Below are 26,403 nucleotides of genomic sequence, written 5' to 3'. Positions count from 1 at the left end.
AACGTAAGATTTTTTATTTCTAAGAGCGCTTAGCACCTTCTGTTCTAGATTAGAGTTATCCGTATAAGCAGCAAGGTATGGCTCTCGTTCTGTTGCTTTTGATGCAACATTCAACTCTTTTTGTGATTGTTCAACCTTGAGATCTTCTTTTTGAAGTTTTGAAAAACTTGTCTTTGCTCTATCCCAAAGGGATTCAATCTTCTTTTTTTGTTTTTGTAACCATTCTTTATTACAATCAACATAAGAAGCAATTTTTTCCCCTAAACCTTGAGAAACATCAATTCCTCTATTTTCTGTAAATTTGGCAATATAATCCCGATAATCAGGAGATTCAGAAAAATCGAGAGTGGTTGTCTTGACACCAGATCTAGAAAAAGCTGCTACCAATTTCTCATAGGTATTGGCATGATCAGACCGCTTGATAGCATCAACAAAAGAAGGATCACCGCGTTCTATTAAATCAACATTAAAAACATTTCTTTTAATTTCTTTATTATTAACAACAATAGTTTCTTTATCTTGACGAAGTGATATCTTATCACCAAGCTCAATACGAGCCCCATCTATCGCAGAGGGAAGATTTACACCATAAACACGTTCAATTCCACGGAAAGTTGCTATATCCGCATAAGGTGTTTTGGTTTTGGCTGTTTCACTAAAAGAAACATACCCAGCCTCAACAAGTTCACCAGTGATTGTACCTTTAACCTGTTTGTGTTCGTGTAATCGAACGCTTTTAAAATCCTCTTCGGCTACATAAAGATGTGACTGATGCCTATGGCGAGACATTGCAACATAGGAGAGATGTTGATCCATAGATGAAGAGGCTAAAACAAAGACATTATCAACGGTAACTCCTTGACTCTTATGAACTGTAGCCGCATATCCATGATCAATATTTTGATAAGTCTGATTGGAGAAAACAACCTCCTTACCAGAGTCAAGACGCACTTTTAAAAGCGGTTTTCCTCTTTCATTTTGTGTAGACAAAACAGTTCCCAACATACCATTTTTAACTTTTTGCTTTCCTAATTCTGGGGCATATCTTTCTTCAAATTGAGCATTTTCAAGAAAGATAATTCTGTCACCAACAACAAATTCCCTACGCCCCTTAAGAGTATCAAAATTTGTGACGCTTGTACTATCTTCAAATTTAAGTAAACGAGCATCTTTAAGAGCGGTACGAATTTCTTCATTTAATTTTTTTACAGACGCATTTGTATGAGCAAGAACAAGTAATTCGTCACCCCGTAAAGTTTTTCCTTCTTCCTCACATTTTTGTTCTACTTTCCTTCGTGTATCTATCCAATCTTTAACAAGAGTATTTATGGCTTGGTCACGCGTTTTAATCTCACGAATGAATCCTCTATTTTTATAATGATCTAAAGCTTCCTTTACTTGTCCACGTGCAAACTGTCGTGATGCATCTTGCCCCCATTCTTCTTTTTGTCTCCTAATACCGGATAATTCTACATAACCAATATTATCAACTACAGCACGAAATGCCGCTCCAGCCGCAATGGGTTGCAACTGCATATTATCACCAACAAGAACAATTTTTGCGCCTGCTTTTTCAACTTTTTGGACAAAATGCGAAAGTTGTTTTGAAGAAACCATTCCAGCTTCATCAATGACAAAAACATCACCAACCCGTAATTCATCTTTCTTATTTTTCCACGCTAATTCCCACGCAGCAAGAGTTTTACTTTTTATCTTTGAAGACTCTTCAAGACCTTCCGCAGCCTTACCCGCAAGAGCTGCTCCAAATACACGCTTCCCACTATTAACCCACGCAATATTTGCGGCTTCCAATAGAGTGGATTTTCCAGCACCTGCATAACCAACAACCGCCGCAATACCTTTATCATCTGTAATATGCTGAACGGCTAATCTTTGTTCTTCTGAAAATTTAAATCTATTACTCTTATCTTTATTCTCAACAGACTTTATTGCCTCTAAAACCTGTTTATCTCTTACACCGTGTCCTGTCGTTTGAAACAACGAAACAACACACCGCTCCATATCATATTCATTTTTTAATATTTCTTTTGTTGAATAAATGATCTTATGAGGATTGGAATGATCTTTAATTTTAATCAGGTTATTGCTTTGTTCTAAACGCACCATAATATCATTAAAGTCATTTGAATTATCAACATATCGATTAATGATCTTAGCAAGATCACCACGATTAAATGTCGACTTCTCAAATGAAATCAACTTCAATACTTCATTAGGGTTTTCTTTAATTTTCTCTACAGATCTCTGTTTTATTTTTTCATTAGCTTGTACCGCATTGCTAGCAAGTCCTTTTTTACTCATTGCATGAGCAGATTGACCCAAATGAATGGTTGGCTCTATAGATAAACCACGCTCTTTGTAAGAACGCATATCTACTTTTATATCATGACCTGCAAGTGCAAGATGCATCGTTGCAATCTCACCCCATGAGTTGCGTAAATCCTTCAATGCATCTTTATGACCTATGACGGTTTCATAAACTATACGCTCTTCTTTTCTTATAGCATTCCCTTGTCTATCACGAATAGTAACAAGAGATTTTTTTACTGTTCCATCTTCATTTAAGACAGCTATTTTTTTGGGACCAAAACCATTCTCTACAACGGGACGTAAAGTATGCATAATATGCACATGTGGATTTCCTTCCTTGTCATGATAAACACAATCAGAAACAAGTCCACGTGATGCAAAGTTTTCTTTTACAAAGTCTCGTACAAGAGAAATATTTTGATCTCGTGATAACTCTAATGGCAACGCTATAACTATTTCTCTTGCTAACTGTCCATTCACGCGCTCACTATTTTGCACAGTGTTCCACAGCCATTCACTTTTTTTATCATTTGTATCAAAATAACTGAGTTGTTGTGTAATCCATTTTGGAGAACCTTCTGGAATATTCATTTCTGAATGTACAAGGTCCCTATCTTTATCATATCTATGCGTATGAGATCCTTCTAACTCATCAAACATCCTTGTCCTATGACGATAGGCAGCAGCCGAAATTGCTGATTTTCCAGCACCAATAATTTTAGCTTGTAAATGCGTACTCGCCATAAGATACAATTACCAAAAATTGTGTTTATTTCACAGAAATAATCTATAGCATAAAACGTTTTACTTTAAAACGTATAATTGCGCCTTCAAAAATCTTTTGAAAAAAAGACATTTTCAGGAGCGCATAAATGCGCACTATTAAGTATTGTTATTGGAGATTTATTCTGTTAAGTAAAAATAAATATTAAAAAATAAAAGAGAGTTTGAAATGTCACGTAAATCTTTAGAAAAACTTATGGAAGAAAAAAAAGCTCTGGAAGAAAAAAGTAAAAAACTTCTTGAAAGAATTAAAGCTGCTAAAAAACAAGAAGGAGAAAAAATTGCACTATTAGCAGCAGAAGCGGGATTAACAGAATTAAATATAACAAACGATCAATGGAAAAATATTTTCGAGGAGATTAAAGACCGATTTCAAAAAGAACAGCAAAAAACTGAATAATCTTGGTAACTCTATAAAATCACTAAGACGCATTGAAAAAAGGAGGAGATTTTTGAGTGATGAAATAAGACGTAAAGATGCACGTGAAAAAATTATTCTAGGCGGTCTTGTCGTAAAGGCTGGTCTTAAAAATGCTGATAAGTCTTTTATTTTAGGATGTTTAATTCATGCTGCAAAACTTGATACAAATTCAAATGAATATAAAAATTTACAAAAAATAGGACAGCATGCTTTTGCTGATACGCGGGGTCAAAATGATAAACAACCTAGATCGTAAACAAATCATATTTTTAATATGCCCTTTCCTCTTTTCAATCATAATTCTTTTTCTTGTAAATATAACAATAAATGAAATTACAGAAAATGGTACTACCCAAGATGCTTATTGGTTTGTTCGTTCAAAACCTCTCGATATTCTCGTCCTTATTGCACTTTCATGTTCTTCATTTATTCTATTACAAAAAAGACATATAAGAAAAAATATCACCATAGCATCATTAATCTCCTTTTGTCTTTTTGCTGCCTACTACAGTATAAATGAATATATAAGACTAAGTCCTTATGTAGGACAAAATAACATGACATGGGCTGATGTTTTTCCTTTCTTTGATAGGATGGTTTTGAGCGGTTCAATCATTGGTATTATTATCCTTGGTTTCACGATGAATCTATCATTGCCAAAAACATCACCTTTGAAAAAATTAAAAAATACGATTTTCGGCAGCGCTCAATGGATGAATATAAAACAACTTGAAATGATCTTTCCAAGTGATGGTGAAGTAGTTATAGGAGAGCGCTATAGAGTCGACGAAGATGTTGTTAAAGATGTCCAATTTAATCCCAAAGACAAAACAACATGGGGGAAAGGTGGTAGCCAGCCATTGTTAACATACAAACTTGATTTTGATTCAACTCATATGTTATTTTTTGCTGGTTCTGGTGGTTATAAAACAACCAGCAATGTTATTCCAACTTGTCTCAAATATTCCGGTCCACTGATCGTTTTTGATCCTTCAACTGAAATCGCTCCAATCGTTGAAGAAGCACGACAAAAATTAAACAAAAATACCGTACATGTTATTTCTCCTCATGGAACTTCAACAAAAACTTTTAATCCTTTAGATTGGTTATTAGATGAAAGCATTCCAGCCTATGAAAGGGAAGCGGGTTTAGTTGAAATTGCTAGACTCCTTCTTTCCGAAAACCATAAATCAACTTCAACCGATCAATTCTTTGTATCACACGCACATAATTTATTAACAGGACTACTTGCACATATCGTCTTTTCTGATGAGTACAAGTTAGAGGCAAAAAACTTAAAAACACTTCGTATGATTGTATCGGAACCAGAACCATCGGTTATTGGAAAATTGCAATCAATACAATCAAGTTCTTCATCGCAATTTATCCGTGAAACCCTTGGGGTCTTTACCAATATGGCACCGCAAACTTTCTCTGGTGTTTATGCTACTGCTTCTAAAGATACCCAATGGCTTTCCCTTGATAATTATGCCGACCTTATAAGTGGTGACGACTTTAAAACAACTGATATCGCAAAAGGAAATATCGATATCTTTTTGAATATTCCGTCCAAAATTCTAAAATCTTACCCTGGTGTGGGACGCATTCTTGTCGGTTCTCTTCTCAAAGCTATGGAAGCTGCTAATGGTAATTATGCAAAAAGAGTCCTCTTTGTTTTAGATGAGATTGATCTGTTAGGATATATGAACATCTTAGAAGAAGCTCGTGACCGTGGGCGTAAGTATGGAATATCTCTCATGCTCTTTTACCAATCTGTAGGACAAATTGAACGTCACTTTGGTTCATCAGGTGCTATGGCATGGTTTGAAAGTTGTGCTTTTGTAAGTTATGCCGCTATTAAAGATATTAAAACGGCTGAAAATATATCAAAGGCATGCGGTAAAATGACTGTTGAAGTGAAAAATTCAAGAAAACCTCAAGGAGCATTCCATACAAGAGGAACAGAAAATGTAAACACCCAGCAGAGACCTTTAATTTATCCTCATGAAATTACCCAAGAAATGCGAAAAGACGAACAGATCATTCTAATGCAAGGGCAGCCCCCTATTCGTTGCGGACGTGCTATATATTTCAGAAGAAAGGATTTAAGGGCTCTTGCTAACAAAAATAGATTTGCCCCTAAATAATAATATCTCCTAAATAGAACTCACTTCGTTCGTCCATAATCAATAAAATGAGAGGCTATCCGCCTCTCAAACTCTCCGTACGCTCACCAAAATCATGACATCAGATCCGCTTTTAATGAGAGGACTAACAAGTCTTGGTTCTTAGTGTCAAGGAAGCCACTACGTGGCGCCTAACGGCGTCCTTGACAAAGAACCTAACGTCTTGTTTCGTCCATCTCACGCGGCTCCGAAATCATGATTAGAAGGGGAGCTTTTAGGGGTGCTTAAACAGCACCTTATAGTATGAAAAAAACATTTGATTTTTTAACTACGTGGATAAAAAAATATACCAAATAGATTGTAAAATAGGGAAGGTTATGGACGATTTTGTTGTTTGTGTTGTACCTAAAAAGCAAAAATGGATTTGAAAAGGAATGGATTGCAATGCCTCAACATCCGATGGCTATAATAGCGAAAAGTAATTTAAACGGATATGATCTCAAGGTGTTTTTCATTCTGGCTTCTCGTCTTGATTTCGAAAATCTATTAGTCGTCAATCAAACGGAATTGGCTAAAAAAGTTGGTATTACCAGACATCACTTTAATCGAAGCGTAAAAAGACTAATAGCTATGGATCTTCTTTTGGAAGGTCCTCGTATTGGTATTAACAGATCCTACCGTCTCAACCCAAACCTTGGTTGGAAAGGTAGTGCTAAAATCCACAAAATAGCTCTTAGAAAGAACTTAAAAAATCGCATGAAAGCAGCCGGCATTCAAGGTGTATATGAGAATAGAAAACCTTTAGAAATGGACATTAGTAATCAAATAGATCTTGAAGATTATCTTAGATGAAAAAATAATTAGCTCCATTTATCCATAAAATAAGAGGCTACAACACCCTCATCAATTCAAAATCTGCTTTAGCAGGCATTTTTGATGCTTAAAATATACAGATACAGAAGAGAGAATAAAAAATTAATAAAAGCATAGTAGTTACGCTTCACAATGTTACCAATAATGGTAACATTGGTGGCTTAACTGAACAATTTCTTCTTGTATTTTATAACGATACACATTACAGTGAAACATGATTTTGGGATTTAAACATAAAGGGCTTGAAGCCTTCTACACTACTGGTACTACAAAAGGAATTCAGTCTGCTCATACTCAAAAGTTAAGACGTATTCTAGGTGCTCTTGATGTAGCTATATCACCAAATGATTTGAACTATCCGTCCTTTCGATTGCATCCTCTAAAAGGTGATCTTAAGGGGTATTGGTCAATTACTGTAAATGGAAATTGGCGTGTAATATTCCGTTTTGTTGGTATAGATATCGAATTAGTTGATTATCTAGATTATCATTGAATAAGGAGAGATAAAAAATGATGAAAAACCCTCCACATCCTGGAGAACTCTTGCGTGAAGATGTAATCGTAGAGCTTGGTTTATCTGTTACCGAAACAGCTGAACGGCTTGGTATGTCTCGTGTAGCTTTTTCTAGGGTTTTAAATGGGAAAGCTGCTATTAGTCCCAATCTCGCTATTAGGCTTGAAATGGCTGGTGTGAGTACTGCACGTGCTTGGCTAGCTATGCAAACAAATTATGATTTAGCGCAAGCTTTAAAACAGAAACAACCTAAAATACATCCTCTTTGTACTAGCTCTTGTTAGTACCATTCTATCGTATTGGAGAGCTTGATGAACATTCTCTAATAAGCTTTTACTTGAAAAGCATAAGATCAGAACCGGGAGGAGCTAACCGTAATAGGAGCGTATCGTACCCCCAATTGACAGCTAAACTTAGAAATATCAAAACTATATAACCAATGACCATTGCTGTTTGGTGTTCAAAAGGTGCAGAGCCCGCTACATATCCAGTAAAAAAAATAAATAGCACCAGCAAACTCCCCCCTGCTATAAACTCTGTTAAAATAATAACCGGTTTACGAATAAGCAAAAGAAAAAGGAAAAGGAAAAAAAGGCACGTTTTCAATATCTTATGTAATATTTTATAAACGATAGAAAACACTCTACGTATTATAGTTATTAAAATTGATTGTTTGGAATTTGGATTTTTCTCTTTTTTATTTAATTTATTAGTAGATAGAGTGTCCATTACCCCCTCCAATATTTTTATCTATAAAACGCTTTATGGCTACATGATACGTTTTATTTTATTCACGATTGTTTATATACCTATATAGATAATTATTTCAATTTTATGATTTTTTAGTGCTTAATGTAACATACGGTTTCTTTATTTTTAAAAAGCAGGCGCCCCCCGCACCTGCTATTTTATTTACGCAACATCCTCATACTCATCACGAAAATAATCATCATCACTACCAAATCTTGGAATTGCCTCATCATGAATTTGATCATATTCAGTTAAAGAGGCGGCGCTATGAATACAAGAATCGCCAGATACATAAGCACCACAAACCACGGCATCATCAACGACATAGGAATAATCACAAATATAAGCACCATCACTTATTTTTGCATTGCCACCGACATGAGCATTATCACAAATAACAGATGAATCAGAAATATGAGCATGTCCACTTACAGAGGCGTTATCATAAATTTTTGCATTACCTTCAATTACAACAGCGTTTTGAATATGGGCGTTGCCATAAACCTCACAATAATCATTTATTGTCATGCCTTCAAAAATAGCATTGCCATAAATTTGGGCATCACCATAAACGTCTACAAAAAAGCTTTTCGCTTTACCATTTTCATAAACCCTTGCATTTTGAAAAACGCGTGCTTTATCGTAAACCCAGCAATTTCCCTCATGAGATAAGTTGCTTTCCTTTTCAATATAACCACCAAGATCACCAGCCTTGNTTTCCTTTTCAATATAACCACCAAGATCACCAGCCTTGACATCATCAAAATCTCTTAAGGCTCTAATTCGAGTTAAGAAATGACCATCGATATATTCACAATCATCAATAAATTCATATTTTTTGGAGATAGCGTTCATAATGAACTCCTTACGGTTTAAAAGTTTTGAATTGACACCCTATAAGGCGTCGGGCGTTCAAAACACGGCCGTAAGTCCGTTGTTATGCTTTTCCCTAAAAGGGTGTTGTATGGCATAACCACACCCGACAAAATCACTATATATGCTAATAAAAGCATAAAAGACAGTCAGTTTCTGAAAGCAAGAAAAGATTTTTTGTCATCTGTTTTCTTACGGCTTAGTGTTTTGATCACTTAAGTATTAATATAGCAAAATACCGATTTTTTGTCAACTATTTTTTGTCTTTTTTTTCAATTTTTTATAATATTTTCAAATATTTATCTCATAAAATAGCTTATAATTTTTATCTCTTTCTTTTGTAGTATATGCCCCTAAAAGCTCTCCCTTCTAATCATGATTTTGGAGCCGCGTGAGAAGGACAAAACAAGCCGTAGGTTCTTTGTCAAGGACGCCGTTAGGCGCCATGTAATGGTTTCCTTGACACTAAGAACCAAGGATTGTTAGTCCTCTCATTAAACGCGGGTCTGATGTCATGATTTTGGTGAGCGTTCCAGAGAGTTTGAGAGGCGGATAGCCTCTCATTAAAAAATAAAGTTTGTAAATAAAAACTATTTTTATTGTCAATCTTCTGAAATTCTTCTATGAATTAATCAATGTGTTGATTGCATACGCAACAATCAACAAGGGATTAAAAGCCTTAAATTATAGCGTTAGAATTAGCTCACTATGTTGGGCTTCCCGGAGTTCCGGGAGTTTTTGTTATGTCCAGGTGCTTTTCAGCACTAAAAGCAAAAAGCTGACTATAATTCAGTACTTTTAACTCCCGGAATACCAATGCGAGGGCGCTCGCACCCGGTAGGGGGGAATTTAAAGTGCAAAAAAAAACTCCACATTTAAATGACGTTTCTGTAGGAGAAAAAATTCGCTATAGAAGAAAGTACATGGGAATTTCTCAGACAGAATTAGGAAAAAAATTAGGAGTAAGCTTCCAACAAATCCAAAAATATGAAAACGGCTCAAATCGTGTAGGAGCTGGGCGTTTGCAGGAAATCGCTAACATACTAGATGTTCATATCTCCTTTTTTTATACCAATATTTCACAAAAAAGAAATATTCCGTACCATTATGATGAAGAAATTTCCAGTAAAGAAGAATATTTCCTTTTAAAAGGTTTTAGAAAACTTAATCCTAAAAAACAGAAAGCAGTTTTATGTTTGTTTTCTGAATAAAATGAATACTTTTAAAATTATAGCACATGCTGCTTTAAGTTGTTTATAAATAAGCATTTTAATTATAAATATTTATTACGTATTTTGTACGTAAATAATAAATAATCATCGTTTATTTTGTGTGTAATTGTTATTTACGTAATTTTCAATAAGACGATTAAGGAAATCACCACCATCTTCATTAAGTTTATCCGCTAAAGACCAAAAACTGTCTCTTACTTCTGGTTCAAGTGCAAGTGTTAATCGTGCTGTTTTTAAACTACGTCTTCTACGTCCACTACCACGTTTTGTTTCTACACTATGACGTGTTGTAAAACCGTTATTTTGACCTATCTTACCTAATTCTTGTTCATCTACTTTTTGTGCTTTTGTAAACGGTTGTAAATTTTCAAGATCCGGTAATACAATTTCAGCTCTTTTTGTCATGCTACTTTGTCCTTTAATAAATTTTCATTATCCAATACCTTCACAACAGCGTTAGCAAAAACCGTTGCATTTTCTTGTGCTGCTTGAGGATTATTCACATCAGAAGATGCTAAATCAAAGAGAGACCCCCCTATCTGAAAAAGAGCACTAAAAGCTCCTCTTTCAGTTAATGAAGCAGGTAAAATAGGAAGATTAGCCTTTTCTAACGTTTTCTCTATATGCTGTCCTTCGCGACTGTTTAAGGTATTAGTCATAGAAAATACGATACGAAAAGGTATTTCTCTTTTAAAAAACTGACTCTGTTGTTTTATTAAAGCAATGATCTTTCCTATCTGATCTCCATCAAGTTGTTTTTTTCTCATAGGAACCAAAACTAAATCTGCTCTCCCTATAGCAAAAGAAGCCGCAAGATTAGCAGAACCTTCAAGATCAACAATAACAAATGGAAACTGTTCTACAGCATCATCAATGCAAGAAACAATATTCTGTTCTGTAATATTTCCAGAAACTTCTATATTTTGGGGCATTGTATCTACAGATCTTTTCATCCATGTCACAAGTGGTTGATTTGGGTCTGCATCAATTAATTTCACCTTAGATCCGGCTTTAGCAAAAACATTAGCTAATACTAATGCCATTGTGGATTTTCCAACACCACCTTTTGTTGAACACATAGTAATTACAGGCATTAAGATATTCCTTATTCAATGAATAAACATTAAATAAATAACATTTATTTATTACGTATTTATTAAAATTATAAATAATTATTATTTATTTTGTAAATATTTATTATTTACGTACAAAATACGTAATAAATATTTATATCTTGTTAATTTCAAATCAGGTATAATCAGGTGTGCACATTCCAGTATGCAAACGAGTTTATTTCACAATTTCGTTTCTTGTGAGTAATTGATTTTTACATTACTTTTATATATATTAGATAATTATATAGTAAGAGGAATTTTTTATGTCTTCATTAACAGTTACAGCAAAAGGACAAATTACGCTAAAGCGGGATTTACTACAGCACCTTGGTGTTAAACCAGGTGAGAAGATTAACTTTGATAAGTTACCAGGTGGTGAACTTCGTATAAAAGCGTCACAGCCTACAAGCACTATTGAGAGCTTTATTGGACGATTTTCTGGAAAACTAAAAAAACCTCTAACCATTGAAGAAATGAACGAAATTACAGCTTCTAGTTGGGCTGGGAAAAAATGAAGATTTCTGTAGATACAAATGTTCTAGCTCGTGCTGTTTTACAAGATGATAAAAAGCAAGGGGAGGTAGCAAGTAAGATTTTAAGAGAAGCTTCTCTCATAGCTATTTCTCTACCTTGTCTATGCGAACTTGTTTGGATACTTCGACGAGGTGCAAGACTATCAAAAGAAGATGTAGTTGGAATGTTACGCGATCTGCTAGCAACCAGTAATATAGTAATGAATAGACCAGCTGTTGAAGCAGGGCTTGCTATTCTAGAGGCTGGTGGTGATTTTGCTGATGGAATTATAGCTTATGAAGGTAATTGGCTAGGTGGCGAGATATTTGTTTCGTTTGATAAATTAGCAATCGACCTGTTAAAGAAAAACGGGAAATCAGTAAAACTCCTTTCTTAATGAGTGAGCTAATACCTATAAAAGAATAAGCTATAGATATGGATTTTCCAACACCACCTTTTGTTGAACACATAGTGATTACAGATATTAAAATATTTCTTATTTACTAAATAAATATTATTTATTTAGTACGTATTTTGTATGTAAATAATAAACATACTTCAATGCATCACGTCATGGAAAAGAACTATCAACTTGGCGCAGTTTATCTTAATTTTCCAATGTTCTTGGCATGGTAATGATAGGCTTTATTTTTGTAAGCTTGATGTTTTTACGTTCAATAAATAAACGTAAGGTGTTCACACTAACTCCTAATGTCTTAGCAATACGGCTCTGTGATAAACCAACATTTATAAATGCTTGAATTTCATCAATGTGATTGTCCAGCTTTAATTGCGTAGCTTTACTTCCTTTTGGCCGGCCAAGTTTTATTCCTCGTTGACGAGCAACATTTAACGCTTCTTTTGTACGTGTTTGAATTAAATGTCTCTCAATCTGTGCTACCATACCTAATACAGTTGCGATGATATCGCTTTGTAAACTACCGTCCATGATAAGATTTTGTTTCGTCACGTGAAAAATTAAACCACGTTCACTAGCGGCTTTGAGAATTTCTAGGACAGCAAGAGAAGAACCAGCTATACGAGAAAATTCAGGAGTTAATAATACATCTCCTCGTTCTGCTTTTTTAATTAAAACACCAAGCTTACGCTTGCGCCAATCTTTTCCTCTACTTGCAATTTCTTCTTCAATATGAAGTGGTGCAAAGCCATTTTTATTCGCGTATTCTAACAATCCAAATTTTTGATTTTCTGTATCTTGTCCATCACGAGAAACACGTAAATAAGCATAAAATTTTGGCATTTTCAGTAAAAAGGTTATTTTTGATTAAAACTGATATATTATTGCATAGAAAAAATAGGAATTAAATATACAATTTTCGTTCATAAAAAATGATCATTTTTTTTGATAGAATAATCAAAATGATCAATGATAAAATAGGAACGTTGATAGACCAGATCTAACCATTAGATTAACATTTCAAGATAGATTACAGAAAGGAATTTCCTATGAAAAAGAAATTACCCAAGAGTTATATGACGGATGCTGAACGCGAGGAATTGCGAGCTAGCGGTTTAGACTTAGAGAGTATCTATCTTTCTGGATCAGAAGCAGCAGATCACGCTGGTGATAACAAAGCAACATGGGAATGGTTAGCTAAGTTTAAAGTAGTCTTTTTATATGCAAAATTCGTATTTGAAATGCGATTGCGAATCATTTAATTTAAAATCCATTCAAAAAGGTGTACAATTTTCTGCGATTTTTCAACAGAAGCTTTGGTTGGCTTGACTAATAACTCAAGAAGAAGTTCGCACTTATGTTTAACCCAATCAATTGACCGCGACTGACTGAGCCAATCTGGACACTTTCTGCTAATTCTCTATACTCTATGTAATGCGCACCTAACTTTTTTCCAGAAACTTTATTAATCATAATTGTTTTTCCCTCTATTGAAACAGACTCACGACATACACAATGAGTCAAGATGCAACTATTAAAAAAAATAAAAATTTCAACATAGTTAAAATTAGGTCCCCATATCTCTATTTTTCAATCTAGTATCGTTTATGAAAAGAACATGCATGCCGTTAAAAACAAAATTTTGATTGATACAATACCAAGAGCTCTATGATTTTGTTTAGCAATAATACTAGCTTTTTCTAACTCAGCTAAACAAGAAAAAATATTGATAATAACATTTTAAAATATTTATAACTTGTTTTTAAATATTTTTTGCAATAGAAGATTCATACACTTTTTATTTGTCATGCTATAATGACACATGATTAAAAATTTCATTGGGGGGGTATCATGTATAAAAATCGTTGTTATATGCCTTTTATTCTTTATCCACCTGATATGTATGATGTATCAGGATATTCCTCTGAAGTAGAAGTTCTTAATTCATTAGAGTTAGATAAAAATTGTTCTAATTTTGTAATGTATTTGTCTATTCCATACTGCCGTGTTCGTTGTAAAGCCTGCCCATATTTTGTTTCTTTACTTCCTGTAAAGAATAAAAAGTCGTCCTTCATTTTAGAAAATTACGTTGACATTCTTATACGTGATTTAAAAAAACATGCTAAAATGTACCGCTGGAAAAATGCTCTATTAAGAGCTATTTACATAGGAGGAGGGACTGGATCTCTCCTTGAAGTTTCACAGCTTGATAGAATATTATCAACTCTGAGCCAAGAATTTTCTTTATCACACGATTGTGAAATTACCCTAGAAGGCAATGCTTCCGACATTACTAAAGATAAAGCTGTTTTTATTGCAAGCTCATTAATTAATCGTATTTCTCTTGGAGCTCAGTCTTTTCAGCCAGAAGTACTTAAAGTGATAGGCGCTCCACATAAAGCTCAACAAACTATTGATGTTATTAAAATGCTACAAGAAGCTGGTGTTGAAAATATACAACTAGACATGATGTATAATATGCCTAGCCATACAACTCAACACTGGGAAAAAGATTTTAAAGTACTTTATGATTTAAATATAAAACACCTAACAACATATTTATACCGTATTACCCCTGGAACTCAACAACATTCCTTAATTAAAGCTGGTAAAGTTCCTCCTGTTGCAGAACCTGAAAGTATGGACGTAAAAGAAATGCAACAAATGATCCGCCGATTTGCATCTGATGTAGGTATGAACAATTATATGTATGAACATTATGCCTTACCTAGCTATGAATCTAAGTATAATCATTGGACTATGAAAGAATGTGTTGACGCTCTAGGAATTGGTCCCGGTGCTTACAGCTTTATTAATCAGCGTCGAACTGGAATCTCCAAAGATATAGAAAAATACAATAACGCTGTTTTAGCTGGAAAAAATACTTTCACAACAGCGGGAATACCTTTATCTCTTAAATTAAGTAAGCAACGTTATATAATTTTTAATCTTCTTTATTATCAAATAGATAAGAAGCATTATCAACAAATATGGAAAAGCAACTGTTTAGAAGATTTTAAAGATATTTTTGACGTTTTAATAAAAGATAACCTTTTAATTGATGTGGGAGAATATTTTGTTGCAACAGAAACGGGAAAAAATTGGTTGCAGAATATGATGCTTGAATTTTTTGATGACAGTATGTGGGAAAATTCTCAAGCATTAAAACAACAACAAAGTTCATGGGCTATGAATAACCACATGATTGATATAGGTGCAGCTAAAAAAGATTTTTGGTTAGCTCGTGTTTAAGAAAACAGGAATTTATAAGCATGAATTTTGAAGCAAAATTACAACAAGTTAAACGTGACATTGCTAATATTTTCTTCGAGTTAGGTATTACAGAGAAACATAATGAAAAACTTTGTGAAACAAGTGCTATCCGCTCAGTATTAGGACTTGATAGTCAGGAAATTATGACAGTTATTGATGTTGTTTCATCTTTGGCTTTATCAAAAGCTAGTTTAAAAGAAGAAAATGTAAAAACAATTAATGATTTATCCTCATACCTTGTGCAAAATAGAGATAATTGGCTTTTTATAGATATGCCTTTTGTTTTACAAAGCAGTGCCATAATACGTTGTGACTTTGATACAGTTTTTTCTTATATTGCTAATTATAAGAAATGGCCCCAGATTATCCCACATGTTAACCAAATTATTCCAGAGTATGATGATGGGCAATTGCAAAGTTTTACCATGCATATTGAAGGGATAAATTCAGAACCTTCTTATTTTGTAAAATCATTGCGTTACATTAACAAATCTTTAGCAATAATTGATTTTGCCCAACCTATCCCTCCAGATGGTTTTACTTGCCATAAAGGAGGGTGGCGCTTTCAATCTTTGGGAAAAGATTGCACGCGTCTTATTAGTTTTCATGGTTTTTCTTTGGACAAACAGACAGTAATTGAAAAAGCTATTACACTTATTCGTAGTCATATTCAAACCGCTTTAAAGACATGGGTTCATTATGCAAACGGAGAAAAAAATGGCTGAGATTTGTGTATCCTTTTTAACGCGACAAAAAACTTCTTTAAAAGAAAATATATTGGATAAAATTTGGTCTATTGATAATTGGTTGTCCACACTAGAACGCGTTCATAATGTGCAAATAATATCAGAAAATCCGACATATCAACATTTTATCCTTTATTTTGATGCCGATAATCCTCAATTAGATAGAGTTGAGGTAGAACGTACTTATACTACAGGATGTATTGAGGTTACGCATCTTATTCCACCACCGGGGATACTATCTTTGAAAGGAAAATGGTGGGTCAATGAACAACATCCCTATGAAATTTTTGCAAGTCGTCAAATTCTGTTAGAAAAAAAAGGATTTACACTACCATTAGCTAAGAAGATGTTTGCTTTATTACGAGAAAATTTAGAAAAACTCACGAAAGACGTATCATGTGTTGTAAAGTAGCAGTACTTGGAGGAGGAATATCTGCTGGCATAGCTCTAAAATTTATAAATCATCAAGAAAATGTGACACTATTTCGTTCACCTCAATTTATTGATAATTCCATTCCTGAACTGGTACCACGCAAACTTTTCTTTGAACTTATAGGTAAAAAATTTCGCGAAGTAGAGATAATTTCTACTGCCGCTCCACGTCAATCTTTTGTGGAATGGAATTGTTATAATAAAACTCTCAACACAAAATTATCATCAACAGATCGGTTTTTTGTTTATGACAAAATACAACTAGCCCGATATTTAATTGAGAACAGTAAAAAGGAAAAAATTATTGAACGTGAAATTCATTCTGTTTCAGAGATTCAAGGATTTGATAAGATATATGATTGTCGTGGATCTCAAAGTATATCTAAAGATTCTGCCTATAGTATTGTAACTTCAAAACCAGCTAAAACTTCTTCTAGATATATAATCTTTACTTTATCCTCTCCTTCTCAAATGGACGTTTGTCAATTTTGGTCAAAAGAATCGTCTTCTGGATTACGCCGAACATTTTTCCGAATTCCTATCGGAAAAAATAAAATTTCTATAGGATGTTCTAGTATTCCTTCCGATCCAGTGACAGAAAAAGAACTATGGGATTTTTCTAAATCTGTAGGTATTAATTTGACTAGAGCTAAAATTCATCATCATGGTATTGCTAATCCTAATAGATACGAAAGAGTTTGTATTTTGCCTCATGTCATTCCTTTGGGGGATGCAAAAAAATCTCCTTGTCCTTTAACGGAATATGGGGTTTTATCTTCCATCTCTAATATAAGAGCAACATTTGGTCATACAGAACTTTCTTCTAACTCGTTGATGAAGCATGAAAAAGATGAAGTTGATCCGCATTTACCTTTGGAGTTATTTGATGAATAATTACACTTGTATTTCAACTGTGCTTTATCCAGGAAATGGAGAACCTGTTCCTATTCATATAGAAACTTTAGATCATAAGGCTGGGATAGCGCATTTATGCAAAGGATTTAATATAAAACCTGAGGATTGGTTGGATGGTTTTGGTATATCAACAGAATTTGTAAAGCTTTCAACTCATCAAGGAACTCATATAGATGCCCCCTTACACTATTCACCAAATGGTCACAATATCGTTGAAGCTGATATTAATCAATTTATAGGAAAAGCTGTAGTTTTTACAGATAAAACAACTACTGGAACGGAAGTATGTATCAATTGGAAACTTTATATAGATAGATTAGATAAATATAAAGATCATGCCACAGCTGTTTTCTTTATTACAGGAGCATATGAACGTTACGGAGATACAAGTTATTTTACAGACTTTAAAGGTATTTCTGTTCCATATATAGAGGCTGCTCTCGATAGAGGTTACACATTAATAGGTACCGATGCTTTTAGTGTTGATCCGCCGTTCGCAGTTATGTGCAAAGCCTATGAAAGTTGTAAAGATCCTAGTGTACTTTGGCCTGCACATGTTCTTGGACGAACAAAACCTTATTACCAAATCGAACGATTAGCTAATTTAAAAGATTTTGAAACAGCAAAACTCATTGACTTTATTGCGCTGCCTATAAAACTCCCTTGTGGAGCTGCGTGGGCGCGTGCAGTAGCAAGAATCATAGAATAATGACACAATTATATATTACATCTGCAGCTGCCGTAGGACCTTTAGGGACTACATTAGAAGAAATTTGGCAAAAACTTCTTCAAGGACAAGTTGCATACTCAAAAGCAGAAATAAATGAGAAATTTTATTTTGTTGCTGAAACTGTGGAAGGAAGCGCTTCTAAAATACATGAATACGCTCCTCTTTTTTCTCAATTTATAAAAAAATTAATCTCTTCACTAAATATTACTGAAACAGTAGATATTATTTTTTTTGCTACTGCTGTTGGAAATCTTGCTGAAGTTGAAAGCAATATTTATAAAGATATCCCTTTAACTACGAATTTTTTAGATTTTGCATCCCTTGAAAAATATTTTCATACAACATCTGTGTGGGGAAAAAATACGCGCTTTGTATGTATCCCAACCGGTTGTTGTTCCGGTATTCAAGCAGTAGGATTAGCAAAAAAAATTATGGCTCAGATAGATGCAAAGACAGGTTTAATTATATCTGTAGATTTTGCTCTAACTCCTTTAGCTTTAGAAGCTTTTAATAAAATTAATGCAACTTGTGCTTATAACCATTCAATAACTTCAAGCCCCTCTCGACCATTTTGTAAAGATAGAGATGGATTTCTCTTTGCTGATGGTGGAGGAGCCATACTAGTTACAACAACAGTTCCCCAATATTCAGTTCCTTGTATTACAGGATATGGATGCGTATCAAGCGCTTTTCATATGACAGATATAGAAACAGATGGGCGTTCTATTCGAGAAAGTATTAAGCAAGCTTTATTAGATGCTGGTATAACAGGAAATTTAATTGATCATATTAATTTGCATGCTTCTGGAACAAAACAAAATGATCAAGCTGAATATCAAGCGTTGCGAGATATTATTGGTTATAACTTACCAATGATAACCGCCTTCAAGGCAAATCATGGACACGCTCTAGGTGGAGCTAACATAATTGAAATTGCTTTAACTTGGAAAATGATGATGTCTAGGATGGTACCACCAACAGCTAACTTATTACCTGTTGATGCTTACCCAGAAGTTCCACCGCGTATACAATCTCATTTATCAGATCTTAATATTGTTTTGAAAACAGCTAGTGGATTTTCTGGAATTCATGCTGCAGTAATTATGGAAAAATTTCATGATAAAAACTTTTAGTTGTTATCTCAAGAAAAATAGTATGATCATGTTTTGCTATCAAAAAAACAAAAAAATATTATCACTTTCAGAGGTTGAATCGCTTATTTCAAGAAGGCAAAGATCAAAACTATCCTTTAGCAATCGGCTTGCAGGAAGCTTATGGGAATACTTTAATTTATCAGAATATTTAGAGCAACAAGGAGGAGATCCACATAATACACCTTTGTTGATTCTTAATCGCTATGCAAATTGGGATTACGTTTCTGAAATTATGTGTAAAGATCAAAATATAATGCTTCAAGGAGTTACAAATTATATTGCAACAGCTTGGTTTCCAGCAAGTTTACAAGGATATCTTACTATTGAGTATAATAATAGAGCTGAAGCTTTGACATTAGCTACAACAGATATTGATATACAAATAGCTTCTGTAAATGAATTGTTTTTAAAAAATTCATTTGGACAAAAATATGGAAATCTTATCATAGGAACGTTTGAGTGCTTACCTAAATATATTGGCACAAATGCTCTTGAAATTAAAAGAACTATCGCTTTCGGAGCTTTCAGTTTAATTTCATCTCAAGCTACAAAGTCAGAAATTATAAAAACTTTATCTTTTCATCGAGAGCTTTATGATTATGTCAAATAAAACTATTTCTTCATGTATTTTTGATTCTCGTATTCAACTTCCTATGTCTTATGCATCTAAAATATGGCAAGTTTGGTGTGAGCTAGATGGTTGGCAACGATGGGATATATCTCTTTTAGGAACAAGCGCACTAGAAAATGGCCTATCTCTTGGAAAAGACTTTTTAGTAATCCCAAAATCTTCTCCTAATCCGATTGCTGTTTGTGTAACATCTTTTATTGAAAACATACATTTTACTACAACAGCCATGACTCATTTTGGTTTAATTTCTTTCAACCACACATTATCACCGACAACTAAACAGCAATTTATAGAGTTAATTCACTCGGTTTGTATTTGTACTTTTAACGATGAGAAATGCCCACCTTTGTTGTTAAATAAATTTAAAAGAGATATTTCAGTTAGTGTAGAAAACATTGCCTGTTTTGTGAAAGAGTTAATGTAAAATGAAACATTGGATAGCGGTAATTTCTCAAGCTCATGCATATCTTGCTGCTGAATTTGGATTTCTTCAAGTCTGTCATGGTAAAGCTGGACCACTTCGAAAAACATCCAAGGGAGATGAAGTTTTCATTTACTGCCCACGTAGTGAAATGGGTACAGGAAAAATTCTTCAAACGATAGAATTTCAATGTGTCTTTAAAGATAATCACATTTATCAAGTAGAGCAAACTCCTGATTTCAGACCTTTTAGAAAAGATGTTACTTTTAATAAACAAGCACAACCTGTTGTATTAAAAAGTATTAAAGGCCTTGTACTTCTCACTAATCCACATTGGGGAATGCTAGCACGACGAGGTTTTTTTGAAATTACAGCTTGCGATGCATTACTAATTCGTGAAGCAATGGGGATTTTTGATGGTTAGCTATTCTTCTATTTTTGTTATTTTTGACCAAGTATCCAAAAAAGATTTTTTTAAAAAGCTTGAGTGGCCCCATTTGGTTAAAGCATGGTCTAAAACGATAGATTGGCATCAACTTACCCCTTATAAGGTTTCACTAAGTTTATCAGGTTTAGATGGATTGGAATATTTGATTATTACAAGAAGAAAGCGAGGACAACGTATTTTTATTTGTGCTAAAGACAAGTATGGAAAATTAATTCAATCTGGATTCTGGGAATATGATGAAAAAAATAATTTATGTATATGTTATAGGCGTATATACAAACTAGAAATTGTAGAAGCACTGAGAAAAAGATTACCAAATTTCCTTTATGAAACCTTTATGAAATAAATAAAAACATATTTATTTCCTTTGAGTTTATATTACCTTTTAGTATATCTGAATAATTTTTTATGAAGAAGAGAATTTTAATGTTTAAATGGACATATAGTGAAGAAATTAAAACAGAAGCAAGTGCTGAGCAGATTTGGGCTATGTGGGAAGATGTAGAAACATGGCCTTGCTGGGACCACGAACTTGAGTGGGTAAAGCTTTCCGGTACTTTCAAAGAAGGAACTGTAGGACGTATGAAACCTAAAAAAGGACCAACAGTAACCTTTACGCTTAATAAAGTTGTAAAAAACGTTTGTTTTTCTGATTATGCTAAACTTCCTCTTACGCGTATGATTTTCAATCATGAGTATATTTGTTCAAAAAAAACTGATGCTTCAAATAATACAATTCGTCATACTGTGACGATGTCTGGCTTACTCTCTCCTTTATTTGGAATGATTATTGGATCAAAAATTAAGTTACATCTTCGGGATGCAATGATTGAGATGAATCATCGTGCACTTACTAAAAACAAAGTTCTTTTATAGACTGTGTATATTTGTTTTAAAAATTATCTGGGAAATATAGCCCACGTTAAAATTGAATCTTTTAACCATTTATATTGGACAACCAAATTGTCTACAGTATATTTGGGGGTTGTCTGTTTAAACCTAATAAAACCATTACGTGAGATAGATTCTAAACTCAACCTTTTATAAAAATTATTTAATTCTATTTTATCATATAAAAGCTTATAAAGTGTTTCTTTAGCCGAAAATAAGAGAGTTGCTGCCGCTAATTGTTGTCCTACAGGAAGTTTACAAAGCCAAATAAATTCTTTTTTAGTTGATCTTCTAGAAAGAACAGCTTGAAAAGCTAAAGTTGATAAAATAAATTCAATATCTACACCGTAGAAAAACTGATCTGATCCTAATAAAAGCGCGATATTGTTCCTGCTATGAGATAAAGAAGCGTTGTAACCAGCAGGTATTTGTGGGGCACCAGACTTTAACTTTTTAAATGGAAGGTCTGTATCAAAAGCTTGCATCATAAGTTGACGTCCAGCTATAAATTCCGCTTTCCGTTTGTTAGAAGCATATTGTAGATTTGCTTGCTTTATTGTCATCTCCATTACTGGAGATAACTGAGAAATGTATGAAGATTGAAACGTGGCATGCCAAAGTTTTATTTTTGAATTCAAATTCGCAAAACGTGTTTCTATTAGACAAGATTTACACAGAGGAGCTTGTAAAAACCAATTCAATTAAAAAACACCTTCTTTTATTTCTACTTGTTCTTAAAATAATATTTCTAGTTTCTACAATCACCATCATTACCAATAGCAATTAATTATCTCTAATTTTGTAACTTAAAAGCCTATCTGGATCAATATGTATATTTTAAAAACCACGTCTATCAAAAAAATGATCAATGATAAAATAGGAAATCTGATTGATCAGATTTAATCATTAGATTAATATTTCAAAACAGCTATTAGCGGAAATAGCTGTTATTAAAGATCATGTAATGATTGTTTCTGATCCTAAGCAATATGACCTAATCAATAGGGGACATAATCTACCAAAGCTTCGTAAAAACGGATTGCCTTATTTACAAAAATATGCAAGCTAAAGCTATTGGTATAGATTTCTAATCCAATAAAATACTTATAACGAAGCTTTTTATATTAATTTATTCACAAGCTTAAAAAAGTAATTGCTAAGTGAAAATATCTCATATATATCTTTTTTTTGGAGGGAGAGTCCCTACATAATTTCCCCCGCAGGGTTGTTATAGTAAATCTCTTTCTCCATTTTAATTATAGTCTTCATAGCAATGATTAGTTAAGTTTAAAGTGGTCTTTGTATATACCAAATTCGTATTTGAAATCCGATTTTGGGTCACTTAATTTAATTGAAAATACGTTCACTATTTTTTGAAAATCATCCTCATCACTAAAAGAAAAATTAAAAAGCTTTCTTTCAGTGTATAAATCTGAAATGGTTAATGTTATGTCCTTTTTGTTTTTTCCTTTAACAGAAAACCACACTGCCTTGATTGCTTCAGTATTATTTATTGTGTGAATCATTAAGAACAAAGATGGCACAATGCTAAACAATGCTGTCATATCAGATGATGGCTTATATATTGCCAACATATCTTCTGTTTCTTCAGACACTTTCTTCTCCATTGGTTATTATTTATCAAACTTATGATGCAAATTTCTTTGAATTTATTGGCATTTTCAAAGTTTTAAGAACTTCATTCAATTCCGATTTAAACAAAGAACTTTTTTGATCATTTGATTTTGTTAGATCGTCTTTTTCTGTTTTTTGCATACGCAAATAGTTCAATTTTTCCTTATAAGCATCATTCAGCAATGCATAGAAAGAACGTTCTAGATAGAGTTCTCCTCGATTTTCTTTAGCAATCATACCGCGTAGATATCCCCCAGATGATTTCACGAGTTCTTTGCAATGTTTTTCGAAAATGATAGCAATGGCTAGAGCAGCTTTTTTAATTCCCATAGTTTTTTTAGCGTCTTCCACGGCATGAAAAGAAATCCCTTTCATTGTAGCTAAAAACTCCATAGACCCGATTAAATCCCTTTCAGATTGCAGCCCATGTTTCACAAACATAGCAACATTAGGCAAAGCTTGCGTTAAAAATTCTGGTTTGATTTGAAGCAATTTGCTGTCTTTTGAAGGTAATGTGTTCTCAGTTTTGCCTTTCTCTATTTTTTCATGAGCAATTTTTGTATCGTTATCGGTTATTTCGACGTTTTGATTGTTTTCATGAAAATTTGAACTTTCGTTTTTGTTACAATTACTAATTAGGTTAGGGGTTGTATATTCTATGTGTATCTTGTCAGCACAATACGTGTATCTTGTTTTTGGTGTTTTTTGCGTAAAAAATCTTTCTAAAATCCCTTCAAAAAGACGTATTGCTTTGTGCAGTTTTTCCACCGAAGCTTTAGCCGGACGACCAATAATATCGATAATTTTTTGCACTCTAGAAAACAACATAGAAGCAAACGGTGTCGCCTCAATTAAAGCATAAGAAGATCTAATTTGCCTTACCAAGCCTTTAAAGCATTTCACAGCTTCTTCTTGCCTTTTATGCGCTTCTAGTATTGGATTTATTTTTTGCTTAAGTTCGTAGTATCGAGCAACCAGAATACGCAAGTCAATCCCACAAGCAGTTACGATATCGGTATCCTTATAAATAGGGTAGCGTTTAAAATTGCCCGAATCCCGCATAACAATGAAACCATAATCATAAAGACGTGAAAGCAAAAAACTAATACGCGATTCACTTCGTTTAATTTCATAACTTAGTCGTTTATTGCTTTTGAAAACGATAGGAATCCCGCCTTTTTCAAATGACTCTCTTGGAGCTGTCTTTAACAAAGTCAAAAGAAGTTTTGCTTCTATTTCTTTAATAAACTCAGCCAATTCTAATTGATTAACCAAACCAATCAATTGACCACGATTTACAGACCCCATTTCAGCAGTTTCGGCTAATTTTCTATATTCTATATGATGTGCACTTAACTTTCTTCCGAAAACTTTATTAACCATCTTTTTTAAAACCTCTCTATTGGAGGCAAAAAAATGTAAAAAAATCTCTTTTCTACAAAATTTCTCTTGCAGAATGCATCATGATAAATTAAATTAGGAGTTACTTTTTGAATTTAATTTATCGTCTTAGATATGAGACATTTTTAGAAACCCTTCTGTTAACGCAGTTGGGTTTTTATTTTTTTGCCATTATATTTCCCTCTATTTGAAACGACTCATAGCTCGAAAAAAGCATGTCAAGGTCAAAGCTATATTAAAAAAAAAAGATTTTCAATATGGTAAAGCTTTCAAACAACTGTTTTTATGGCAATACAACCTAATACAACCTACAACAACAGCAAAGCGAAATGACATATAACTAAGGAAATGCGTTCTTATATAGCGCTGTAAAAACAGCCTATACGAGTAAAAAAATTAAACACAACAATTTTTCTTTGCAAGAATTGTCCACCAAGGACTTTGTGTATGATGATTAACTTTTTTCTGATAAAGTTCGTAGTGGAATATTGCCTTGATTTTTCAGTAGCGCTTGAGAGAACGTTTTATCAATAATGGTCAATGGAAATATAGCTTCCGTGATCTCTTTGCCAATCTTATGGTTGTTGAAATTTGCGCGACCATAAAACATTTTGTGCTTTTAAAGCAGGTTTTTCTATTGTCTTTTCTTGTGCTTTAAAAAAAGAATTTTCATTATGTTGACTGAAATAAAAGTATCAAAAAATAATAATATAAATTAATATAAGATATTTAAGCACTGATCAAAAGCATTTTAAAAGTATCATTTTGAATATTACTGTATTTTTTATCTATTAGCTAAGAAAAGATTAAATATTTTTAATTTTATAGTAGAAAAAATAATTTTTTCAATTTATAAAGTAGATTAATATTTTAACTATTAATTTAATTTTCAACTTTAAAATAGCGTGGGGGGTTTTCATGAAAAACATGAATAATTCATTCAGTTGTGAACACATCTTACCAAAAACTACTCTACCAAACACACAAAAGAAATGGTTAACAGCAGCATTGATGCTGTTTATTGCCTTCATCGCACTGAGTGAACCAGCATTTGCCGCAGGCGGCTTCGGAAAAATTGAAAGTGCTCTTCAAAAAATAATTGAAGCTTTAACAGGACCAATTGCAAAATCAATAGCGACCATTGCGATTGCCGGTATTGGGATTGCATGGATTGCTGGTTATGTTGAAATGCGTAAAGCTTTCTTTGTTTGTATTGGCATCGGCATTATCTTTGGTGCACCACAAATCGCAGCAATGTTTTCCAGTTAAACTCCAGCCTTTCAAAGCCATGAAAGAGCACGACAAGCTAACAGAAGATACGTTATTTCTTGCTTGCACACGCCCTGCAATGATTGCGGGCGTGACGGTGGAAGCTATGGGATTAAATGCGATGGGAACGATGATGTTGTTCATTATGACAGGCAATATTTTTCTTGTAACCATTGGTATTGCCATGCATTTCATATTCAAGGAAATCCTAAAGCATGACCATAATAAATTTCGTATTCTTCTGACATGGCAAAAGACATCTATTTTTGCCAGAAACTCTAGTCTATGGGGTGGGGGAAGTATTTCTCCATTACGATTAATTCGTAATTATGAGGAATTATAATGAATGCTGCTCAATGCAAACGTGAAAAGCAGCCAGAGGCGATTATCCCTTACGTGCGCCATGTTAACAAGCATATCATTGCGTTGGATTCACGCGCTCTCATGAGCGTTATTAAACTTGAAGGGATTAACTTTGAGACAGCGGATATTATTGATCTGAATGTGC

At 33.5% G+C, this 26,403-nt stretch carries 33 protein-coding genes; 23 read left to right on the top strand and 10 right to left on the bottom strand.

The annotated features are described in order from the left end of the window. Nucleotides 1-3,075: Ti-type conjugative transfer relaxase TraA (gene traA, locus ACFIMS_RS08600; protein WP_375696649.1), on the bottom strand; the 3,075-nt coding region annotated here is incomplete at its 3' end. Between the two features lie 208 nt (nucleotides 3,076-3,283). Between traA and ACFIMS_RS08595 the strand changes: the two genes are divergently transcribed. The 6 genes from ACFIMS_RS08595 (at nucleotide 3,284) to ACFIMS_RS08570 (ending at nucleotide 7,332) form a co-directional block, all read left to right on the top strand. After that, a complete protein-coding gene (locus ACFIMS_RS08595) occupies nucleotides 3,284-3,514 on the top strand; it encodes a TraC family protein (RefSeq protein ID WP_012755122.1) in 231 nt (76 codons plus the stop codon). Nucleotides 3,515-3,566: 52 nt separating this feature from the next. Further along, on the top strand, nucleotides 3,567-3,791 hold the full coding sequence (locus ACFIMS_RS08590) for a conjugal transfer protein TraD (protein ID WP_375634843.1): 225 nt from the start codon (nucleotides 3,567-3,569) through the stop codon (nucleotides 3,789-3,791). Then, nucleotides 3,769-5,682 carry a Ti-type conjugative transfer system protein TraG gene (traG, locus tag ACFIMS_RS08585; protein ID WP_375634845.1) on the top strand — a complete coding sequence of 638 codons (1,914 nt, stop codon included), beginning with the start codon at nucleotides 3,769-3,771 and terminating at the stop codon, nucleotides 5,680-5,682. Before ACFIMS_RS08590 ends, traG begins: the two co-directional genes overlap by 23 nt. Nucleotides 5,683-6,057: 375 nt before the next feature. Further along, entirely contained in the window at nucleotides 6,058-6,513 is a 456-nt protein-coding gene (locus ACFIMS_RS08580; protein ID WP_375696651.1) for a replication protein RepA, read from the top strand. Between the two features lie 235 nt (nucleotides 6,514-6,748). After that, the gene (locus tag ACFIMS_RS08575) at nucleotides 6,749-7,027 is read left to right on the top strand and encodes a type II toxin-antitoxin system RelE/ParE family toxin (protein ID WP_012755126.1); all 279 of its coding nucleotides are present in this window, start codon (nucleotides 6,749-6,751) and stop codon (nucleotides 7,025-7,027) included. A 17-nt stretch (nucleotides 7,028-7,044) separates the two neighbouring features. Further along, nucleotides 7,045-7,332, top strand: coding sequence for a HigA family addiction module antitoxin (locus tag ACFIMS_RS08570; RefSeq protein WP_005864567.1), 288 nt, complete (start codon nucleotides 7,045-7,047; stop codon nucleotides 7,330-7,332). Nucleotides 7,333-7,381: 49 nt separating this feature from the next. On the opposite strand, the gene ACFIMS_RS08565 is transcribed toward ACFIMS_RS08570, so the two are convergent. Both ACFIMS_RS08565 and ACFIMS_RS08560 read right to left on the bottom strand, forming a co-directional pair. After that, entirely contained in the window at nucleotides 7,382-7,558 is a 177-nt protein-coding gene (locus ACFIMS_RS08565; protein WP_375612418.1) for a hypothetical protein, read from the bottom strand. A 402-nt stretch (nucleotides 7,559-7,960) separates the two neighbouring features. Then, the gene (locus tag ACFIMS_RS08560) at nucleotides 7,961-8,653 is read right to left on the bottom strand and encodes a hypothetical protein (protein ID WP_375696648.1); all 693 of its coding nucleotides are present in this window, start codon (nucleotides 8,651-8,653) and stop codon (nucleotides 7,961-7,963) included. A gap of 872 nt (nucleotides 8,654-9,525) precedes the next feature. On the opposite strand from ACFIMS_RS08560, the gene ACFIMS_RS08555 reads away from it, so the two are divergent. Continuing rightward, nucleotides 9,526-9,882, top strand: coding sequence for a helix-turn-helix domain-containing protein (locus ACFIMS_RS08555; protein WP_375696647.1), 357 nt, complete (start codon nucleotides 9,526-9,528; stop codon nucleotides 9,880-9,882). Between the two features lie 105 nt (nucleotides 9,883-9,987). Here ACFIMS_RS08555 and ACFIMS_RS08550 read toward each other — a convergent pair whose 3' ends face one another. Together ACFIMS_RS08550 and ACFIMS_RS08545 are read right to left on the bottom strand one after the other, a co-directional pair. After that, the gene (locus ACFIMS_RS08550; RefSeq protein ID WP_375696646.1) at nucleotides 9,988-10,308 is read right to left on the bottom strand and encodes a hypothetical protein; all 321 of its coding nucleotides are present in this window, start codon (nucleotides 10,306-10,308) and stop codon (nucleotides 9,988-9,990) included. Beyond that, entirely contained in the window at nucleotides 10,305-10,997 is a 693-nt protein-coding gene (locus ACFIMS_RS08545) for an AAA family ATPase (protein WP_375622568.1), read from the bottom strand. The genes ACFIMS_RS08550 and ACFIMS_RS08545 overlap by 4 nt, the downstream gene beginning before the upstream one ends. Nucleotides 10,998-11,281: 284 nt before the next feature. On the opposite strand from ACFIMS_RS08545, the gene ACFIMS_RS08540 reads away from it, so the two are divergent. Continuing rightward, nucleotides 11,282-11,533, top strand: coding sequence for an AbrB/MazE/SpoVT family DNA-binding domain-containing protein (locus ACFIMS_RS08540; RefSeq protein WP_375630653.1), 252 nt, complete (start codon nucleotides 11,282-11,284; stop codon nucleotides 11,531-11,533). Beyond that, nucleotides 11,530-11,928: a type II toxin-antitoxin system VapC family toxin gene (locus tag ACFIMS_RS08535; protein WP_375675804.1), complete on the top strand. Its 399-nt coding sequence runs from the start codon at nucleotides 11,530-11,532 to the stop codon at nucleotides 11,926-11,928. Before ACFIMS_RS08540 ends, ACFIMS_RS08535 begins: the two co-directional genes overlap by 4 nt. A 210-nt stretch (nucleotides 11,929-12,138) precedes the next feature. On the opposite strand, the gene ACFIMS_RS08530 is transcribed toward ACFIMS_RS08535, so the two are convergent. Further along, nucleotides 12,139-12,792, bottom strand: coding sequence for a recombinase family protein (locus ACFIMS_RS08530; RefSeq protein WP_375675803.1), 654 nt, complete (start codon nucleotides 12,790-12,792; stop codon nucleotides 12,139-12,141). A gap of 206 nt (nucleotides 12,793-12,998) precedes the next feature. Here ACFIMS_RS08530 and ACFIMS_RS08525 point away from each other — a divergent pair, with 206 nt between their 5' ends. The 12 genes from ACFIMS_RS08525 to ACFIMS_RS08470 all read left to right on the top strand — a co-directional run bounded on the left by ACFIMS_RS08525 (nucleotide 12,999) and on the right by ACFIMS_RS08470 (nucleotide 21,575). Beyond that, on the top strand, nucleotides 12,999-13,211 hold the full coding sequence (locus ACFIMS_RS08525; protein WP_375696652.1) for a hypothetical protein: 213 nt from the start codon (nucleotides 12,999-13,001) through the stop codon (nucleotides 13,209-13,211). 589 nt (nucleotides 13,212-13,800) lie between these two features. Continuing rightward, nucleotides 13,801-15,201, top strand: a complete 1,401-nt coding sequence (locus ACFIMS_RS08520; RefSeq protein WP_375696645.1) for a coproporphyrinogen-III oxidase family protein — start codon at nucleotides 13,801-13,803, stop codon at nucleotides 15,199-15,201. 20 nt (nucleotides 15,202-15,221) lie between these two features. Then, nucleotides 15,222-15,947 carry a hypothetical protein gene (locus ACFIMS_RS08515; RefSeq protein ID WP_375696644.1) on the top strand — a complete coding sequence of 242 codons (726 nt, stop codon included), beginning with the start codon at nucleotides 15,222-15,224 and terminating at the stop codon, nucleotides 15,945-15,947. Then, complete coding sequence (locus ACFIMS_RS08510; RefSeq protein ID WP_375696642.1) at nucleotides 15,940-16,380, top strand: hypothetical protein; 441 nt, start codon at nucleotides 15,940-15,942, stop codon at nucleotides 16,378-16,380. The genes ACFIMS_RS08515 and ACFIMS_RS08510 overlap by 8 nt, the downstream gene beginning before the upstream one ends. Then, complete coding sequence (locus ACFIMS_RS08505) at nucleotides 16,365-17,294, top strand: hypothetical protein (RefSeq protein ID WP_375696640.1); 930 nt, start codon at nucleotides 16,365-16,367, stop codon at nucleotides 17,292-17,294. The genes ACFIMS_RS08510 and ACFIMS_RS08505 overlap by 16 nt, the downstream gene beginning before the upstream one ends. Next, entirely contained in the window at nucleotides 17,287-18,024 is a 738-nt protein-coding gene (locus ACFIMS_RS08500) for a cyclase family protein (RefSeq protein WP_375696639.1), read from the top strand. Before ACFIMS_RS08505 ends, ACFIMS_RS08500 begins: the two co-directional genes overlap by 8 nt. Then, a complete protein-coding gene (locus ACFIMS_RS08495) occupies nucleotides 18,024-19,178 on the top strand; it encodes a beta-ketoacyl synthase N-terminal-like domain-containing protein (RefSeq protein WP_375696638.1) in 1,155 nt (384 codons plus the stop codon). The genes ACFIMS_RS08500 and ACFIMS_RS08495 overlap by 1 nt, the downstream gene beginning before the upstream one ends. Continuing rightward, nucleotides 19,162-19,809, top strand: coding sequence for a hypothetical protein (locus ACFIMS_RS08490; protein ID WP_375696637.1), 648 nt, complete (start codon nucleotides 19,162-19,164; stop codon nucleotides 19,807-19,809). Before ACFIMS_RS08495 ends, ACFIMS_RS08490 begins: the two co-directional genes overlap by 17 nt. Then, nucleotides 19,799-20,254 (top strand): hypothetical protein, encoded by a 456-nt coding sequence (locus tag ACFIMS_RS08485; RefSeq protein WP_375696636.1) that lies wholly within the window; start codon nucleotides 19,799-19,801, stop codon nucleotides 20,252-20,254. The genes ACFIMS_RS08490 and ACFIMS_RS08485 overlap by 11 nt, the downstream gene beginning before the upstream one ends. A gap of 1 nt (nucleotide 20,255) precedes the next feature. Beyond that, complete coding sequence (locus tag ACFIMS_RS08480) at nucleotides 20,256-20,675, top strand: EVE domain-containing protein (protein ID WP_375696635.1); 420 nt, start codon at nucleotides 20,256-20,258, stop codon at nucleotides 20,673-20,675. Next, on the top strand, nucleotides 20,668-21,045 hold the full coding sequence (locus tag ACFIMS_RS08475) for a hypothetical protein (RefSeq protein ID WP_375696634.1): 378 nt from the start codon (nucleotides 20,668-20,670) through the stop codon (nucleotides 21,043-21,045). Before ACFIMS_RS08480 ends, ACFIMS_RS08475 begins: the two co-directional genes overlap by 8 nt. Before the next feature lie 80 nt (nucleotides 21,046-21,125). After that, nucleotides 21,126-21,575, top strand: a complete 450-nt coding sequence (locus ACFIMS_RS08470; protein ID WP_375696633.1) for a hypothetical protein — start codon at nucleotides 21,126-21,128, stop codon at nucleotides 21,573-21,575. Between the two features lie 23 nt (nucleotides 21,576-21,598). Here the strand turns inward: ACFIMS_RS08470 and ACFIMS_RS08465 are convergent, their stop codons facing one another. The 4 genes from ACFIMS_RS08465 to ACFIMS_RS08450 all read right to left on the bottom strand — a co-directional run bounded on the left by ACFIMS_RS08465 (nucleotide 21,599) and on the right by ACFIMS_RS08450 (nucleotide 25,236). Continuing rightward, nucleotides 21,599-22,291: a 4'-phosphopantetheinyl transferase superfamily protein gene (locus tag ACFIMS_RS08465; protein WP_375696632.1), complete on the bottom strand. Its 693-nt coding sequence runs from the start codon at nucleotides 22,289-22,291 to the stop codon at nucleotides 21,599-21,601. 576 nt (nucleotides 22,292-22,867) lie between these two features. Continuing rightward, nucleotides 22,868-23,206 carry a hypothetical protein gene (locus ACFIMS_RS08460; protein ID WP_375696631.1) on the bottom strand — a complete coding sequence of 113 codons (339 nt, stop codon included), beginning with the start codon at nucleotides 23,204-23,206 and terminating at the stop codon, nucleotides 22,868-22,870. A gap of 31 nt (nucleotides 23,207-23,237) precedes the next feature. Beyond that, nucleotides 23,238-24,608 carry a replication initiation protein RepC gene (gene repC, locus ACFIMS_RS08455; RefSeq protein ID WP_375696630.1) on the bottom strand — a complete coding sequence of 457 codons (1,371 nt, stop codon included), beginning with the start codon at nucleotides 24,606-24,608 and terminating at the stop codon, nucleotides 23,238-23,240. 472 nt (nucleotides 24,609-25,080) lie between these two features. Next, nucleotides 25,081-25,236 carry a hypothetical protein gene (locus ACFIMS_RS08450; protein WP_375696629.1) on the bottom strand — a complete coding sequence of 52 codons (156 nt, stop codon included), beginning with the start codon at nucleotides 25,234-25,236 and terminating at the stop codon, nucleotides 25,081-25,083. A gap of 308 nt (nucleotides 25,237-25,544) precedes the next feature. Between ACFIMS_RS08450 and ACFIMS_RS08445 the strand changes: the two genes are divergently transcribed. Both ACFIMS_RS08445 and ACFIMS_RS08440 read left to right on the top strand, forming a co-directional pair. Further along, complete coding sequence (locus ACFIMS_RS08445; protein ID WP_375634874.1) at nucleotides 25,545-25,895, top strand: TrbC/VirB2 family protein; 351 nt, start codon at nucleotides 25,545-25,547, stop codon at nucleotides 25,893-25,895. A 19-nt stretch (nucleotides 25,896-25,914) separates the two neighbouring features. After that, nucleotides 25,915-26,238, top strand: coding sequence for a type IV secretion system protein VirB3 (locus ACFIMS_RS08440; protein ID WP_375696650.1), 324 nt, complete (start codon nucleotides 25,915-25,917; stop codon nucleotides 26,236-26,238). Nucleotides 26,239-26,403: the final 165 nt, after the last annotated feature.

This window comes from Bartonella sp. AP331QHHD (assembly GCF_042195905.1).
Classification (GTDB): domain Bacteria; phylum Pseudomonadota; class Alphaproteobacteria; order Rhizobiales; family Rhizobiaceae; genus Bartonella.
The sequence above is the reverse complement of the archived record's forward strand: the minus strand, read 5'-3'. Positions and strand labels throughout refer to the sequence as shown.

Bases quoted from the DNA above. Each gene is read 5' to 3' on its own strand.
- ACFIMS_RS08475 (WP_375696634.1), top strand. From the start codon at position 20,668: ATGGTTAGCTATTCTTCTATTTTTGTTATTTTTGACCAAGTATCCAAA.
- ACFIMS_RS08575 (WP_012755126.1), top strand. From the start codon at position 6,749: ATGATTTTGGGATTTAAACATAAAGGGCTTGAAGCCTTCTACACTACT.
- ACFIMS_RS08445 (WP_375634874.1), top strand. From the start codon at position 25,545: ATGAAAAACATGAATAATTCATTCAGTTGTGAACACATCTTACCAAAA.
- ACFIMS_RS08515 (WP_375696644.1), top strand. From the start codon at position 15,222: ATGAATTTTGAAGCAAAATTACAACAAGTTAAACGTGACATTGCTAAT.
- ACFIMS_RS08470 (WP_375696633.1), top strand. From the start codon at position 21,126: ATGTTTAAATGGACATATAGTGAAGAAATTAAAACAGAAGCAAGTGCT.
- ACFIMS_RS08550 (WP_375696646.1), bottom strand. From the start codon at position 10,308: ATGACAAAAAGAGCTGAAATTGTATTACCGGATCTTGAAAATTTACAA.
- ACFIMS_RS08520 (WP_375696645.1), top strand. From the start codon at position 13,801: ATGTATAAAAATCGTTGTTATATGCCTTTTATTCTTTATCCACCTGAT.
- ACFIMS_RS08595 (WP_012755122.1), top strand. From the start codon at position 3,284: ATGTCACGTAAATCTTTAGAAAAACTTATGGAAGAAAAAAAAGCTCTG.
- ACFIMS_RS08480 (WP_375696635.1), top strand. From the start codon at position 20,256: ATGAAACATTGGATAGCGGTAATTTCTCAAGCTCATGCATATCTTGCT.
- ACFIMS_RS08450 (WP_375696629.1), bottom strand. From the start codon at position 25,236: ATGTTTTATGGTCGCGCAAATTTCAACAACCATAAGATTGGCAAAGAG.
- ACFIMS_RS08530 (WP_375675803.1), bottom strand. From the start codon at position 12,792: ATGCCAAAATTTTATGCTTATTTACGTGTTTCTCGTGATGGACAAGAT.
- ACFIMS_RS08495 (WP_375696638.1), top strand. From the start codon at position 18,024: ATGACACAATTATATATTACATCTGCAGCTGCCGTAGGACCTTTAGGG.
- ACFIMS_RS08510 (WP_375696642.1), top strand. From the start codon at position 15,940: ATGGCTGAGATTTGTGTATCCTTTTTAACGCGACAAAAAACTTCTTTA.
- repC (WP_375696630.1), bottom strand. From the start codon at position 24,608: ATGGTTAATAAAGTTTTCGGAAGAAAGTTAAGTGCACATCATATAGAA.
- ACFIMS_RS08440 (WP_375696650.1), top strand. From the start codon at position 25,915: ATGAAAGAGCACGACAAGCTAACAGAAGATACGTTATTTCTTGCTTGC.
- ACFIMS_RS08500 (WP_375696639.1), top strand. From the start codon at position 17,287: ATGAATAATTACACTTGTATTTCAACTGTGCTTTATCCAGGAAATGGA.
- ACFIMS_RS08545 (WP_375622568.1), bottom strand. From the start codon at position 10,997: ATGCCTGTAATTACTATGTGTTCAACAAAAGGTGGTGTTGGAAAATCC.
- traG (WP_375634845.1), top strand. From the start codon at position 3,769: ATGATAAACAACCTAGATCGTAAACAAATCATATTTTTAATATGCCCT.
- ACFIMS_RS08485 (WP_375696636.1), top strand. From the start codon at position 19,799: ATGTCAAATAAAACTATTTCTTCATGTATTTTTGATTCTCGTATTCAA.
- ACFIMS_RS08540 (WP_375630653.1), top strand. From the start codon at position 11,282: ATGTCTTCATTAACAGTTACAGCAAAAGGACAAATTACGCTAAAGCGG.
- ACFIMS_RS08570 (WP_005864567.1), top strand. From the start codon at position 7,045: ATGATGAAAAACCCTCCACATCCTGGAGAACTCTTGCGTGAAGATGTA.
- ACFIMS_RS08535 (WP_375675804.1), top strand. From the start codon at position 11,530: ATGAAGATTTCTGTAGATACAAATGTTCTAGCTCGTGCTGTTTTACAA.
- ACFIMS_RS08525 (WP_375696652.1), top strand. From the start codon at position 12,999: ATGAAAAAGAAATTACCCAAGAGTTATATGACGGATGCTGAACGCGAG.
- ACFIMS_RS08505 (WP_375696640.1), top strand. From the start codon at position 16,365: ATGTGTTGTAAAGTAGCAGTACTTGGAGGAGGAATATCTGCTGGCATA.
- ACFIMS_RS08490 (WP_375696637.1), top strand. From the start codon at position 19,162: ATGATAAAAACTTTTAGTTGTTATCTCAAGAAAAATAGTATGATCATG.